Here is a 13,796-nt window from a genome sequence, read left to right as displayed (position 1 = left end):
ATTAGAGCATAATTAATTCATGAGTTGGAACGCCTACTTCCACCCCAGGTTCAAGACAGAGTTCGATGAGCTTCCGGTGGCAGCGCAGGATGAATTGCTGGCCTTGCTCATACCTTTGCGAACATATGGCCCCACTTTAGGCCGTCCTGAGGTGGATACCCTCAAGGATTCGAAATATACAAACATGAAAGAACTGCGGTTTAAGGCCTCTGGAGGAGTGTGGCGTGTTGCTTTTGCCTTTGACCCGGAGCGGGATGCCATTTTGCTGATTGCGGGTGATAAGTCCGGTGTTAGCGAAAAGACCTTCTACAGGAGGCTGATTGATAAAGCTGACAGAAGATACAAGGAACATCTCGACAACCTTTAGCCAATGGAGAGACTACCCATGCGTGGACTGATTGCAGCAGATGAAGTAATGGCTTCGCTGCCGAAGAATCGGCGGAAGGCCATTGAAGCAAGAGGGGCCGAGCTGCTCGCGGCGGTTGAGCGGCGCATGACTCTGGGAGAGATGCGGAAAGACCGTAAGATCAGCCAGGCTGTTGTCGCCGAGGCTTTGGGAGTGGGCCAGATGCAGATCTCGCGCCTCGAAAAACGTAAGGACCCGCGTCTGTCCACGATGCAACGTACGGTAGCGGCCATGGGCGGTCATCTGACCATGATCGCAACGTTCCCAGACCAGGAACCGATCATCCTTGTCACCTCTCAAGTTACAGAGAAGAGACGCCACTCCAAAAAGAAGACGACGCGGACGGCACGATAGAGCAAATTTCCTGTAGGTGTATAGCGGAACTACGACATTTATGGCTGTTTTTTCCCAGAAAAACGGTACTGCACGCCCGATGCAACTTCACGGTAACAGGAAATTTGCTCTAATCCCTCTTCCTCTCGAATACTGCAAGGGCCTCCTTCTACACCCGCCGGAACGATAAACTGGAACCATGCTTTCTCAGCTTTACGCCAAGTGGATGTACGCATGGGAGACCGCGCTCACCACGCGCGATCAAAACCGCATCGAGCGTCCGCTGGAGTGGGGCTTCGACTATCTTGCCGATTTTGGCGGCGAAGAGGCCGAGCAAAAAGTCGCCTCGGGTGAACTCACCCCGCTGGCGGCGATGACCGCACTCAACGCACGTATCGCTGCCGATCCGCACAGCTTCTTCGACTACGCCACACCCACCGACTTCCGCATCGAGCAGCGCTACCCCGAACTCTTTCCCACCAACGTTCGTCCTGAGACGCTCGAACAGGAGCGCGAGTACCAGCGCCAGGCTGAGGTCGGCGAGCTGCGCCGCGAGCCCTTCCTGCGCTTTACCTCAGCCGTGCGCACACCTTATCCCGAGAACGATATGGTCAATGCGCGCTGGTATCCGGCGGAGACGGGTAACAAGAAGAAGGGATCAGGAGAGCGTAGGCCAAAGCAGGCGATGATCGTCATGCCGCAGTGGAACGCCGATGCCTTCTCGCACAATGCCTTCTGCACGATGTTCAATCGCTTCGGCATCTCCTGCCTGCGGCTGTCGAAGCCGTACCATGACGTCCGCCGCCCGCTGGAGCTCGAGCGCTCCGACTATGCGGTCAGCTCGAACATCGGGCGCACCATGTCCGCCTGCCGCCAGGCTGTTGTGGATATTCGCAGTTGCATCGACTGGCTGCAGTCCGAGGGCTACGAACAGATCGGCGTGCTGGGCACGAGTCTCGGCAGTTGCTACGCGTTCATCGCCGCGGCGATGGACCCGCGCATTCAGGTCTGTGCGTTCAACTACGCGTCGACGTGGTTCGGCGATGTCGTCTGGACGGGGCAGAGCACACGCCACATTCGTTCCTCGTTCGAGCATGCAGGACTCACGCAGGACCAGGTTCGGCAGATGTTTCTTGCCGTCAGCCCGATGTCGTACATGGCGCAGTTCGCGGCGACACCCCGGCATACCCTGGTCGTCCACGCGACGTACGACCTGACGTTCGTGCGCGAGTTCTCGCTGGAGGTCCTGAAGTCCTTCGACGCCCACCAGATCGAGTACACCTCCAAGGTGCTGCCCTGCGGCCACTACACCACGGGCGAGACGCCGTACAAATACCTCGACGGCTGGTATCTCGGGTCGTTTGTGTGGAGAACGTTCAAGCAGTTGGGGCAGGGGAAGTAACCAGAGCTGACGCCTATCTCAGGCCGTGTCCTTTGAAGCGGTGGGACTTACACAGGCTGCGGAAAAGTCACGATAGCAAGAAAGTCCTGATCTTTAGGACCAAGGGCCCGTTTCATCCCAGCCTGGGGTGAAGCGCAGCAGCGAGCGGTTTTCGCTCGCTGCAAGCGTAGCCCCAGGTAAGGAGCCAAAGGGAAAGCAGAGGGCTGTAAGCCCGATTCATAGTGCCTGCACAGAAAGATGAGTCGGGCTTACAGCCCTCAACTTCTTCTCCTCCACAGAACCTGGGGCTACGCTTCCCGAGCCATCACGCTGTCGCGTGCTGACTCGGGTTTGCTTCACCCCAGGCTGGTATGAAACGGGCCTTTGGCCCTAAAGATCAAAGCGCGGACTTTTCCGCAGCCTGTGAAGCCCCGCCCCTTCAAAACCACCAGAACGCCAGCGAATGGCACCCACGAACCAGCGTAAAATTAACAAATGCCTATCGACCTGAACGCACCGCTTGCGGTCGCCGACCCTGACATTGCAGCCCAGATTGAGAACGAGGTCGTGCGTCAGCATGACGGCCTCGAGATGATTGCCAGCGAAAACTTTGTCTCACGCGCCGTGCTCGAAGCCGCCGGTACCGTCTTCACCAACAAGTACGCCGAGGGCTACCCCGGCAAGCGCTACTACGGTGGCTGCGAGTTCGCCGACGTCGTCGAGAACCTGGCCCGCGACCGCGCCAAGCGGCTGTTTGGTGCGGATCATGCCAACGTGCAGCCGCACTCCGGCTCGCAGGCCAACGCCGCCGCCTACATGGCGCTGATCCAGCCTGGCGACACCATTTTGGGCCTGGACCTCGCCAACGGCGGACACCTGACCCACGGGCACAAGCTGAACTTCAGCGGCAAGCTCTACAAGGTGGCGGGCTACAAGGTTCGCAAGGACACCGAGGTCGTCGACTATGACGAACTCGAAGCGCAGGCCATCGCCGAGAAGCCGAAGATGATCATCGGCGGCGGTTCCGCCTATCCGCGCCAGTTCGACTTCGCGCGCATGCGCCAGATCGCCGATAAGGTCGGCGCGTACTTCGTCGTGGACATGGCGCACTTCGCCGGCCTCGTCGCCGGTGGAGCGCATCCGTCGCCCGTGCCGCACGCCCACATCGTCACCACGACGACCCACAAGACACTGCGCGGACCGCGTGCCGGCCTGATCCTCTGCCAGGCTGAGTTCGCCGCCGCCGTCGACCGCAGCGTCTTCCCCGGCCAGCAGGGCGGTCCGTTGATGCACATCGTCGCGGCCAAGGCTGTGGCCTTCAATGAGGCGTTGCAGCCGGAGTTCTCGACCTATGCGAAGCAGACCATCGCCAACGCCAAGGCGCTGGGTGAGGCCATGCAGGCCGAAGGCTTCCGCATCGTCTCGGGCGGCACGGATACGCACCTCATTCTCGTGGACGTCTTCGCGAAGGGCATCCTCGGCTCTGAGGCCGAGTCCGCTCTGGGCGAGGCGGGCATCACGGTCAACAAGAACGCGATCCCCTTCGACACCAACCCTCCGATGAAGCCGAGCGGCATTCGCCTGGGCACCCCGGCGCTCACCACGCGCGGCATGAAGGAAGAGCAGATGCGGACGATCGCCAAGTGGATCGCCACCGCGCTCGAGCACCGCTCCGACGCCGCCAGGCTGGCCGAGATTCGGGGCCAGGTGGGCGAGCTGGCGGAGCAGTTCCCGCTATACGGCTGGCTGCGCGCGTAGGCTTTCAGCCTCTTCCGTTGCTTGTTTTTGTCGTTGCTGTTGTTTGTTTTTCGCCGTCATCCTGAGGCGTAGCCGAAGGACCCCCGCATTTTGTGGTGGCACCACCAAATGCGGGGCCCTTTACTGTTTGGGCTGACTTCACACCAGCCTATGCGCTACATTCTCTTGGTATATGGGTTAGCCTTTGTACTGTTACAAAGAGAGCCGCTATGTTCTGGATCATCATTCTCGGTATCGCCACTGGCATGCGCACGATGACGCCGCTCGCCGTGCTCTGCTGGTTTATGGCCCTGGCCCTGCTGCCGGTCGATAACTGGACCTTCTGGGCCGCGAAGATCGTCTCCGTGATCATCTTTACGCTGTGCGCGCTCAGCGAGTACTACATCGACACGCTGCCGCAGACGTCCAGCCGCACCAGGATTCTGGGCGTGTCCGCGCGGCTGATCGCTGCCGCACTCGCGGGTGCGATGGTCGCAGCCTCCTTCCAGGAGCCGCTCGCAGGCGGTATTCTCTTCTGCTGCATCGGCGCGCTCATCGGCACCTATGGCGGCTATCACCTGCGTATGTATCTGGCCCGGCGCGTAGGCCGCGATCTTCCTGTTGCCCTGGCAGAATCGGCTCTGGCCTTGATCTTTGCCGTAGTGGCCGCGCATCGTATTCATCTGGATATCAAAGAAGCCGCAGCCGCCGCCCGCACGTTCTTCTAGCGCTTGAGTTTCTAGATCGGTGAAGGATAACGCCTGTTTGGCACAGCGCGAAGCGCATTCCCTGACGCTTTAGCGTCAGGGAGACGGAGGGTAAGGGAGGCAATCGCCTTTAGGCCCCTGAATTCAGGTGTGGCAAAGGTGTGGCCTTTAGGCCCGGGCCTTCTTTCGGCTGCGAACAAAAGGCCCGGGGCTAAAGCCCGATTCCTGCCAGCCCCTTATTCCGTAGCCTAAAGGCTACGGCTCCCTCCGTCCCGCGACGCCAAAGCGTCACGGTCTGCGCTTCGCGCCCATTGGACCTCTCATTCTTCGACGAATTAAGAGCCCATTACACTAGCGCGATTTCACCGTGGGTGTTTTATGCCGAGCACTTCTAAACCCGCTCGGCCAGCACAATCCGCGGAATGCCCGCATAGTCGTCCACGAAGCGCACGTTGCTCCAGTCCGCGAGCAACTCCTCCAGTGCTGCCCGCTGTCCGAACCCGATCTCCATGGCGAGCAGCCCGCAGGAGCGCAGGGCGGCATGGGCCTGGGGGATCAGGCGCTGGTAGATCGCAAGCCCGTCGTCACCTGCAAAGAGGGCGCTGTGAGGCTCATGCTGCACCACTTCAATTTGCATCGTCGCGGCATCGCCAAGGGGGATGTACGGAGGGTTGGAGACGATGGCATCGAACGGCGGATAGTGGGGAAGAGCACTGCTCAGGTCTTTGAGTAGATCGTTGCGCAGGAAGGTGATGCGTTCTCTGCATCCCAGGGCGTGCGCGTTCTCTTCGGCGACGGCAAGCGCTCCCTCGGATTGATCGATGGCCACAAGCGCGACTCCTGCGAGATGCGTAGCCAGGGCGATGGCAATAGCGCCTGAACCGGTTCCGACATCGGCTATTCGCAGCATGCGGCCATCGTGAAACTGCGTCGCCCAGAGGAGAACGGCTTCGACCAGGTGTTCGGTCTCGGGGCGGGGAATCAGTACCTCCGGTGTCACCCGCAATGACAGGCCGTAGAACTCCTGGACTCCGGTCAGATATTGCAGAGGTTCGCCCATGGCGCGGCGGGCTGCAAGTCCGAGAAAGGTCTCCGCCTGCGCGGCCTCGAGCTCTTCCTCGGGGTGCGCGAGGAGCCACGCCCGGGGACGTCCGAGCACATGCGCGAGCAGCGTCTCGGCATCGCGGCGGAGGATGCGGGCGGAGGTTTCGGCGAGGGCGTCACGAAGCGTCATGAGATAGCTCAAGGATAGATGAGCGGGTTAGGTGTGAAGGCGAAGAATCGGTGCGGGGTGCCGGGTGGCCGCGGCATCTGTCGTTGATTTTGCTTTTCTGGTTGTCATTCCCGAAGGGAATCTGCTTCCCGTTCGCATGATCTGTGGGGTGTTGATGGAAGCAGTGTGGGCACAGAACTAAGCCCTGAAGGGGCGACGCTATCCCAGCCCAGGGCGTAGCCCTGGGTATAAGCCATTCCGAAGAGTAGAGGGCTGAAAGCCCGATCTATCCGGGTATTACCGATAGGTCGGGCTTTCAGCCCTCTATCTTCCTTTCACCTCTGAGCCCAGGGCTGGGATGGCGTCGCCCCTTCGGGTTTAGTCTTGTGCCTGTTCCCACATCGTTCAAGACACGCACCTGTTTACGGCACATAACGTCGCCACTCATCCGATTCCGCAACCCGCTTGATGACCGCATTGCGCTCCCGCAAGAGGTTGCGCATATAACGGCGCAGCACGAAGAACTCAGCCAGCAGGCCACCTTCCAATATTGGCGCGGCAAAGCGAAACTCATCCGTCATCTCGGTACGCGGCGAGCCGTCATCTGCGGGCTGAACCTTGCGAAAGAAATGGTCATGCTGCATGGAGCGAAACGCTCCGCGCAGCATGGTGTCCTGAAAGTAGCGCGGCGAGTCGAACGCCGTAATCAGGCTGACCAAAGTCTGCCGCACAAAGAAGTGCCGTGCGTGCCACGTCACCTGTTCGCCCATGCCGTGAAGCCCTGTGGGAGTGTCCGCCGTAGCTTGTTCTCCAAAATGAATGTTGTCCAGCAGATGCACTTCGATGGAACGCGCGAGATCGAAGACGCGTTCAAGGGGAGCGGCGATCACCGTGACTTCGCGCAATTGCACCATGTGCCCGATGGTAGCTGCCCGGACTCGTCTTCGGAAAGAGTCCGGTGTTGGACACGCGCTCCGGAGACTGGGGACAACGTTAAGCCCCACAGGGGCGACGCTACGTCTTTGCCCTTGCTGTTGCCTTTGTTTTTCTGGTTGTCATTCCGAGCGTAGCGAGCGAACCTGCTGTCTCCCGTTTTTTGCCCGTGCCACCACAAACGTTATGCGTCCGTTTAACCCGATCTTCCGTTCTAGCCCACGTGCTTCTGGGCGATAGGAACGAAGAACGGGAGACAGCAGGTTCGCTCGCTGCGCTCGGAATGACAAACCAGAAAAGCAAAGCTAGTCCAACTGTTGCCCTTAGCTCTTGGGGAAGCATTTATTAAATCGCCCTAACAAAGCCAAGAGGCCAGCCGTTTTTTGAAGACATAAAGAACTCATAAGCGAATTAAGAATTCATAAGTAAACCATATGTGTTTTTTGGATTTCATTATGCCGCCATTATGGCTGCGGGGCTTTCATAAGACATACGCCGTCAGTCGTGCTGACAGATTGGAGAACCCCCATGGCCTCGTCTAGAGGAGCCATACAACCCGCTTCGCCGGTAGTTTCGCATTCTTTGTTGTGTTTGCATTTGGAGGCAGTAATCTTGTTGGAGCATCAGGTAGAAATCTCGCGCAAAAGGGATCAATCAAATTCCTTTTCACTTCGTAAATTAGTATTCAAGCAGCGCCATTTATTGAGCGCCCTCGTTATTCTGTTCGGGATGCTCTTCATGGCCTCCCCCCAGGCAACTGCACAGTCCACCTTCGGAAGCATTCGCGGACTTGCCCTGGATAACACCGGCGCCGCCGTGCCGGACACGCAGATCACACTGCATGACATCGATAAAAATACCGACCGTGTCGCGAAGACCGATAACACCGGAAGCTATACCCTCGAGAACGTCCTTGCCGGCAGATATACCATTCGCGGACAGCACGAGGGTTTCGCTGAAACGACGGTCAACGGTATTACCATTGCAGCCCGCCAGGACCTTCGTATTACTCTCACGATGCCTGTTGCGACACAGGTAACTGAAGTTCAAGTAACCACCTCGGCCAACCATATCAACACGGAAAACGGAATCATTGGCGATTCGAAGGGAACCGCCGAGATCGGCCAGTTACCACTCAACTTCCGTGCCTCGACTACCAGCCCGCTCGCTTCGTTAGAGACCTCTCCGAACGTGCAGCAGGACAGCTCGGGCAACGTCGCCATCGGTGGCGCAACCGCAAACCAGATCGGATTCTCGGTCGACGGTATTTCGACGGCGAATATCTTCAACAGCGCTGCTGGAACCAATCCTTATCCTTCGCCTGAAGGTATCGGCGAGCTCAAGGTCACAGCTTTCAATAACAATGCAGAGTTCTCCCAGGTGGCCGACGTAACCTTCACCAGTAAGGGCGGAACGAATAATTTTCATGGAAATGTCTTCGAATATCTTCAGAACGACGCCCTCGACGCCCGCGTACTGAACTTTACGGAGAAGGCACCCAAGCACTTCAATACCTTTGGCGGCAGCATCGGCGGCCCGGTCATTATTCCGCATCTTTATAACGGCCACGATAAGACGTTCTTCTTTTTCGACTATGAAGGTAACCGGAGACGGACTTCGCAGGCAGAGCAGTATACCGTGCCTGACGCGCTCGAACGAGCAGGTAATCTGTCGGAGTTCGGTCAGACGCTGAACAATCCGGCGACGGGGCAACCCTATCCGGCAAACACGAATATTCCGGTCAGTCCCTTTGCCTCGGCACTCCTGAACCAGTATTATCCTTTGCCGAACGATCCGGCCGGTAATGGTTTCAACTATCAGACGCTCGTTCCGATCCCATCCAATACAGATGGCTTCGATGCTCGTGTCGACCAGGTTATTACTTCCAAGCAGCAGGTCTATGCTCGGTTCAATCGGAAGAACCTTACGGTAAATACTGTAAATCCGCTGTTGCCGAACGATGTCGATACGGAGCATGACCGTAGCTTCCTGGTTTCTCATAACTACATCATCAGCAGCCAGTTGTTGAATGAATTCCGTTATGGTTTCACGGATACGATCCTGTCTCCGAACTTCCCCATTGAGGGTGCGGCCGCTATTCAGGGCTTGAATATTCAGGTCAATGGCAACCAGGGCGTCAATGTTTCAAACCACCCGACCGACCAGGGCTTTCCCACCATCGTATTTTCGGATGGGACCGGTTTCACTTCGATTGGCAGAGACCACGTTGGTCCCACGCAATCTACAACCAAGCAGCTTGCGGATAATCTGACCTATAGCAAGGGCAAGCACACCATGCGTGCCGGTGTAGATATTCGCTGGGTGCGCTTTGCCGTGCCGGAGATCGAGACCCCTTCTGACGACTACGGTTTATTTACCTTCAATCAAGGTGCTTTTACGGGAAATGCCTTCGGCGATTTATTGCTGGGTGCTCCTAATACGACTTACTTTGCCGTTACAGGACCACGTGACGATGCAGGTGGAATGCAGACAGGTGTCTATGCCCAGGACCAATGGCAGGCAAGCGATCGCCTGACCATCAGCTACGGTCTCCGTTGGGAACTGCTTCCCCCCTTTGTCGACAAGAACGGAATCCAGGCTAACTTCGACCCGAACTATGCTGGTGTAGGTGCGAATGGCCAGGGTGCCATCATCGTCAACAACATCCTGTTGAATGGACTTGGGCCAGCTCCAGCCTTCCTGGCATCGTTCAATGCTTGTGGCTTGGCTAATGTCAATCCTAACTACAACCCTGCTACCTGCACTCCGGTAGTCACCAATCAGCAGGATGGCCTGGCCACAGGTCTCCGGCAGACATACTTCAAGAACTTCGATCCGCGCATCAGCCTGGCCTATCGTCCCTTCAGCGACAATAAGACGGTGATTCGCGCCGGCTTTGGTATCTTCACGGTAACTGCCCTCGGTCAGCTTCAGAACAACAACGAAAGCAACCCGCAGGCTGTTGTGAACACCTGGCAAAATAACCCCACTGGAGCCAACGGCAAGCCGACAGGTATGCCTATCTTCACCTTTCCGCACGTTACACCGCCGAATGCAGGTCTGCAGTTTGGTGGTGGTGAACTCGAACAGGCTACCGATCCACACTATCGCGATGCCCAGTCGGAACAGTGGAACCTTACGGTTGAGCGCGAGCTTACCTCCTATACTTCGGTTCGTGTGAGCTACGTAGGTATGAACTCCTACCGCCTCCCCGTTACCGTAAATTTGAATCAGACAAAGCCCAGCTCGACGCCCTACAACTTTGCCAATGCTCCTTTCCAGAACTGGGGAGTCATCTTCTCTACAGAGAATCTGGGTTTCCAGGATTATCAGGCGCTGGAGTTAGAAGCTTCGCACAAAACGTCGCGCGGGCTGTCCTACCAGGCGAACTATACCTGGGCGCATAACGTCAGCGACGGCCAGGGCGATGCTCCTACTACGTTCCAGGGCGAGACTCGCTACGGCCTTGCGGACCTGAATCGTTTCGACATCAGTGCCAACAACGGCAATGTGGTTGGAACGCGCCGTCAGCGTCTGCTGGTCACGGGTTCGTATGAGCTGCCCTTCGGCAAGGGCCGGCAGTGGATGGCTGACTCTCGTGCCCTGAGCACTATCCTCGGTGGCTGGAACGTAAACACGATCACGTTGCTGGAAACGGGACCCTATTTGACCCCGACGGACAGCGTCAACGACGATCAGACCAATACGGATCCGGCTGGAGACGGTTCGATTGTCCGTCCTGACCGGGTTGGCAATCCTCGTCAAATGGGTGTAATTGCAGCGAATCCAAGCTGCAAGCCGACGCCCGGAACGTTATTCAACCTATGTGCCTTTGCCCCAACACCAGTAGGTGCAGGACGCATCGGTAATGCAGGTGTTGGAAGCCTTGAAGGGCCTGGCACCATTGCAGTGAGCGCAGGTCTGGCTAAGGTCTTCGAGATTCGGAATAACTTGCACCTCCGCTTCGAGTCGACCTTTACCAACATCCTGAACCACACCAACTTCGCACCGCCAGTGACGAACATCAGCGAACAAGGTCAGTTTGGCGTACTGAACGCACAACAGACGGCGGAAAATGCCGGCAACCGTACAGGCCAGGTCGCTCTCCGGCTTGAGTTCTAAGGAGCACTTGTAGAAGAAAGAGCGGTTGGTATCGGGTGGGCCGGGATGCAGAGATGTCATTCCGACCCGCCCGATACCAGCCAGCCTCTAAATATTCTTTATCAATCCTTTATCTTTTCTTTATGCGTACCTAGCTACCCTTGTCGATGGCGCATCTGCACCCGAACGCTTTGGGCTGCAGTCGCCATCGGAGAGGTATGAGAGACCAGGCCCCGCGATTTACAAAACTCGTTTTTGTAACCGCCCTACTTGCTTTTAGTGTTAATCCTTACGCACGCGCCACGGAGATTCCCGAGGGGAATCTTCAGCCGTATGCCACTGCTTCCGCGGCCCTTCTGCAGGCAGCCGCCGATACCGCTGCCCAACACCAGGCTGAGCTGCAAAGCGGCAACTTCTTTCAGCGGCTAGGCCGCTTCTATGCCGATGACTGGACAGGAAAACTGCCCTCCGGCCCAGCACCAGCGCGCCGCGCCCTCGAAGCGCCACTCGACTCGTCGCCCTTTCCAAACACGGACTGGGGTTACGGCGGCTCGCCGGACATCGGTGCTCCTGACGGCAACGTCTATCCGCTGATGACCGCGCTCAAGCTGCAGAACAGCCGCACCAAGATCTATGGCTGGGTCGCGCCAAGCTTCAATGTCAGCACGTCGGGCACGAATAACTTCCCCGTCTCGTACGACATCTTCCCCAACCGCATCGAACTCAACCAGGCGGTGGTCTACCTCGAGCGCCTGCCGGATACGGTGCAGACGACACACTTCGACTTCGGCTATCACCTTACGGCGTTCTACGGCATCGACTATCGCTTCACCACGGCGAAGGACTACCTCAGTCAGCAGTTGCTGCAGAAGAATCGTCGCTATGGCTTCGATCCCGTGTTGGAGTATGCCGATCTGTACTTCCCGGTGAAGGATGGACTGAATATCCGAATCGGACGTTTTCTTTCTGTGCCTGGCATCGAAGCGCAACTCGCACCGAACAACTACAACATGACGCACTCGCTGCTCTATACGATCGACCCCTTTACCGATACCGGCATTATCGGCACGCTGAAGCTGAACAAGCAGTGGATCGTGCAGTTGGGGCTTTCGGCAGGACATGACGTTGCGCCATGGTCGGACGATCGCAAGCCTTCGATCATTGCGTGTCTCGACTACTCGACCAGCAGCAATCACGACAACTTCTATGCCTGCGCCAACGGTATCAACGACGGCAAGTACGCGTACAACAACCTGCAGGACTACGACGGCACCTGGTACCACAAGTTCAACGCGAAGTGGCACATGGCGACTGAGGCCTGGTACATGTATGAGCGCGACGTGCCCAACGTGGCCGGCAATGTGGCTAATCCCGCGCCGACGGAGCTTGGCGCTAACGGTGCCTTCTGCGCTCCCAACGAGCCGTCCTGCAATGCCCCGGAGTATGCGGTGGTGAACTACATCAACCGCGAAGTGAACTCGAAGCTGATGTTCGGTTTCCGCTCGGACTTTCTCGACGACAAGAAGGGCCAGCGTACCGGTATCGCCGGCAAGTATACGGAGAACACGTTGTATGCGACGAAGTACATCGGCAGCACGATCATGCTGCGGCCGGAGATTCGTTTCGACCACTCGTGGGACCACCTGGGCTATAACAACGGCACGGCGCGGAACCAGTTCTTTGCGGGTATGGACGTGATCTATAAGTTTTAGCCAGTCCGCAATGGCTTTATTTCTGAGACAAGCCCAGGCTAAAAAGCCTGGGCTTGTCTCATTAGAGGCAACCGCAAAACCGCTGGATCTCTTCAGCTTTCAAAGAGATTCCAACAGGAAAAGCTGCATTTCGCTCCTACTGACAATCTTCTTACACAATTGAAACATCCTGCGCAGGCGCAGAGCGCTACACTGCGGTCAAGATGATGACTGCTCGGCGTATGTTGGGCATGGTGACGATGGCAGCTACCCTGCTGGGTGTGGGGTCTGGAGGCGCACTCACCGCGCAGACCTCGGGACCTCAGACGCCGTTGCAGCTCGTGAAGACGATGATCGCCAACGAGCGCGAAGCCTCGAACGATCATGCGCGCTACGAGTACATCTCCAACGAGAATTCGGACCGTACCGGCGGGCATCTGTGGGCGGAGCGTGTGGTGGAGACCTACGCTGGCCGTGTTCGTCTTTTGCTGGCCGAGGACGGTAAGCCCCTCTCCGCGGATCGAGTCCAGCGGGAGCGCGCACGTCTGACTCGCATCCAGGAGCATCCCGAAGAGTTCATCCACCACGAGCAGAACACCCGCAACGAAGAGAAGCGTGCGCGCGAGATGCTCGACGTCCTGCCCCGTGACTACACCTTCGACAACGTTCGTCTGCAACAGGGCGTCTGGTACATGGACTTCCACCCGAACATGCAGTACTCGCCCAGTGGCATTGAGGAGCGGATTCTGCATGGCATGGCTGGCCGGATCGCCATCGACGCCCATGACCTGCGGCTGATTCACCTTGAGTTCCACCTGATCCAGGACGTCGGTATCGGCTTCGGCCTGTTGGCGAATGTGCATACCGGAACGACCTTCGTCAGCGACCGTCAGATCGTCGATGGGCGCTGGCACACGCTGCATGTCGCTACGGAGGTCCGCGGGAAGGCGGCGCTCTTCAAGACGATCGATTACAACCTCGATCTCCGGCGGCGTGACTTCAAGGTTCTGGATCAGAACATTACGGTCCCGCAGGCAGCGGCCCTGCTGCTGCGCTGAAGCCGGTTGGGAACGAAGGCTGAGTTTCCCCGGTCGCCGTGGCCGTGGCTGTCGCTGTTGCCCGTTTTTCGCCGTCATCCTGAGCCGTACCGGGGTCCCCGGCGAGCGCGTACTTGCGCTTGCTGGGGTCCTGAGCCTACGGCTCAGATGGTATGAAGAGCGGCGTACCTTCCTGGTACGTGCTCGAGGCACAGATAATCCATCCGGAGGAAGATACGCCATGCAGACCCACGTAG

Annotated in this window: 10 protein-coding genes; 8 read left to right on the top strand and 2 right to left on the bottom strand. The window is 57.8% G+C overall.

Features of this window, described 5'->3' with window-relative positions:
• The first annotated feature begins 19 nt into the window (after positions 1-19).
• The 5 genes from HDF15_RS17790 to HDF15_RS17770 all read left to right on the top strand — a co-directional run bounded on the left by HDF15_RS17790 (position 20) and on the right by HDF15_RS17770 (position 4,585).
• Complete coding sequence (locus HDF15_RS17790; protein WP_184257938.1) at positions 20-367, top strand: type II toxin-antitoxin system RelE/ParE family toxin; 348 nt, start codon at positions 20-22, stop codon at positions 365-367.
• An 18-nt stretch (positions 368-385) separates the two neighbouring features.
• Positions 386-760: a helix-turn-helix domain-containing protein gene (locus tag HDF15_RS17785; RefSeq protein ID WP_014267577.1), complete on the top strand. Its 375-nt coding sequence runs from the start codon at positions 386-388 to the stop codon at positions 758-760.
• A gap of 178 nt (positions 761-938) precedes the next feature.
• The gene (locus HDF15_RS17780) at positions 939-2,141 is read left to right on the top strand and encodes a S9 family peptidase (protein WP_184257936.1); all 1,203 of its coding nucleotides are present in this window, start codon (positions 939-941) and stop codon (positions 2,139-2,141) included.
• Positions 2,142-2,615: 474 nt separating this feature from the next.
• Positions 2,616-3,878: a serine hydroxymethyltransferase gene (gene glyA / locus HDF15_RS17775; RefSeq protein WP_184257934.1), complete on the top strand. Its 1,263-nt coding sequence runs from the start codon at positions 2,616-2,618 to the stop codon at positions 3,876-3,878.
• 209 nt (positions 3,879-4,087) lie between these two features.
• On the top strand, positions 4,088-4,585 hold the full coding sequence (locus tag HDF15_RS17770) for a DUF4126 domain-containing protein (RefSeq protein ID WP_184257932.1): 498 nt from the start codon (positions 4,088-4,090) through the stop codon (positions 4,583-4,585).
• Between the two features lie 370 nt (positions 4,586-4,955).
• Here HDF15_RS17770 and prmC read toward each other — a convergent pair whose 3' ends face one another.
• Complete coding sequence (gene prmC / locus HDF15_RS17765; RefSeq protein ID WP_184257930.1) at positions 4,956-5,798, bottom strand: peptide chain release factor N(5)-glutamine methyltransferase; 843 nt, start codon at positions 5,796-5,798, stop codon at positions 4,956-4,958.
• A 401-nt stretch (positions 5,799-6,199) separates the two neighbouring features.
• On the bottom strand, positions 6,200-6,691 hold the full coding sequence (locus HDF15_RS17760) for an SRPBCC family protein (protein ID WP_184257928.1): 492 nt from the start codon (positions 6,689-6,691) through the stop codon (positions 6,200-6,202).
• A gap of 748 nt (positions 6,692-7,439) precedes the next feature.
• On the opposite strand from HDF15_RS17760, the gene HDF15_RS17755 reads away from it, so the two are divergent.
• From HDF15_RS17755 to HDF15_RS17745, 3 genes are all read left to right on the top strand, one after another.
• Complete coding sequence (locus HDF15_RS17755; RefSeq protein ID WP_409254883.1) at positions 7,440-10,832, top strand: TonB-dependent receptor; 3,393 nt, start codon at positions 7,440-7,442, stop codon at positions 10,830-10,832.
• A gap of 197 nt (positions 10,833-11,029) precedes the next feature.
• Positions 11,030-12,523, top strand: a complete 1,494-nt coding sequence (locus tag HDF15_RS17750) for an outer membrane beta-barrel protein (protein WP_184257924.1) — start codon at positions 11,030-11,032, stop codon at positions 12,521-12,523.
• Positions 12,524-12,726: 203 nt separating this feature from the next.
• Positions 12,727-13,560 carry a hypothetical protein gene (locus tag HDF15_RS17745; protein ID WP_184257922.1) on the top strand — a complete coding sequence of 278 codons (834 nt, stop codon included), beginning with the start codon at positions 12,727-12,729 and terminating at the stop codon, positions 13,558-13,560.
• Positions 13,561-13,796 lie beyond the last annotated feature (236 nt).

Source organism: Granulicella mallensis (genome assembly GCF_014203225.1).
GTDB classification, from domain to species: Bacteria; Acidobacteriota; Terriglobia; order Terriglobales; family Acidobacteriaceae; genus Granulicella; species Granulicella mallensis_A.
Note: the sequence above shows the minus strand (reverse complement) of the source record. Positions and strands in the feature narration are given on the sequence as shown.

Bases quoted from the DNA above. Each gene is read 5' to 3' on its own strand.
- HDF15_RS17785 (WP_014267577.1), top strand. From the start codon at position 386: ATGCGTGGACTGATTGCAGCAGATGAAGTAATGGCTTCGCTGCCGAAG.
- HDF15_RS17780 (WP_184257936.1), top strand. From the start codon at position 939: ATGCTTTCTCAGCTTTACGCCAAGTGGATGTACGCATGGGAGACCGCG.
- glyA (WP_184257934.1), top strand. From the start codon at position 2,616: ATGCCTATCGACCTGAACGCACCGCTTGCGGTCGCCGACCCTGACATT.
- HDF15_RS17755 (WP_409254883.1), top strand. From the start codon at position 7,440: ATGCTCTTCATGGCCTCCCCCCAGGCAACTGCACAGTCCACCTTCGGA.
- prmC (WP_184257930.1), bottom strand. From the start codon at position 5,798: ATGACGCTTCGTGACGCCCTCGCCGAAACCTCCGCCCGCATCCTCCGC.
- HDF15_RS17790 (WP_184257938.1), top strand. From the start codon at position 20: ATGAGTTGGAACGCCTACTTCCACCCCAGGTTCAAGACAGAGTTCGAT.
- HDF15_RS17750 (WP_184257924.1), top strand. From the start codon at position 11,030: ATGAGAGACCAGGCCCCGCGATTTACAAAACTCGTTTTTGTAACCGCC.
- HDF15_RS17760 (WP_184257928.1), bottom strand. From the start codon at position 6,691: ATGGTGCAATTGCGCGAAGTCACGGTGATCGCCGCTCCCCTTGAACGC.
- HDF15_RS17770 (WP_184257932.1), top strand. From the start codon at position 4,088: ATGTTCTGGATCATCATTCTCGGTATCGCCACTGGCATGCGCACGATG.
- HDF15_RS17745 (WP_184257922.1), top strand. From the start codon at position 12,727: ATGATGACTGCTCGGCGTATGTTGGGCATGGTGACGATGGCAGCTACC.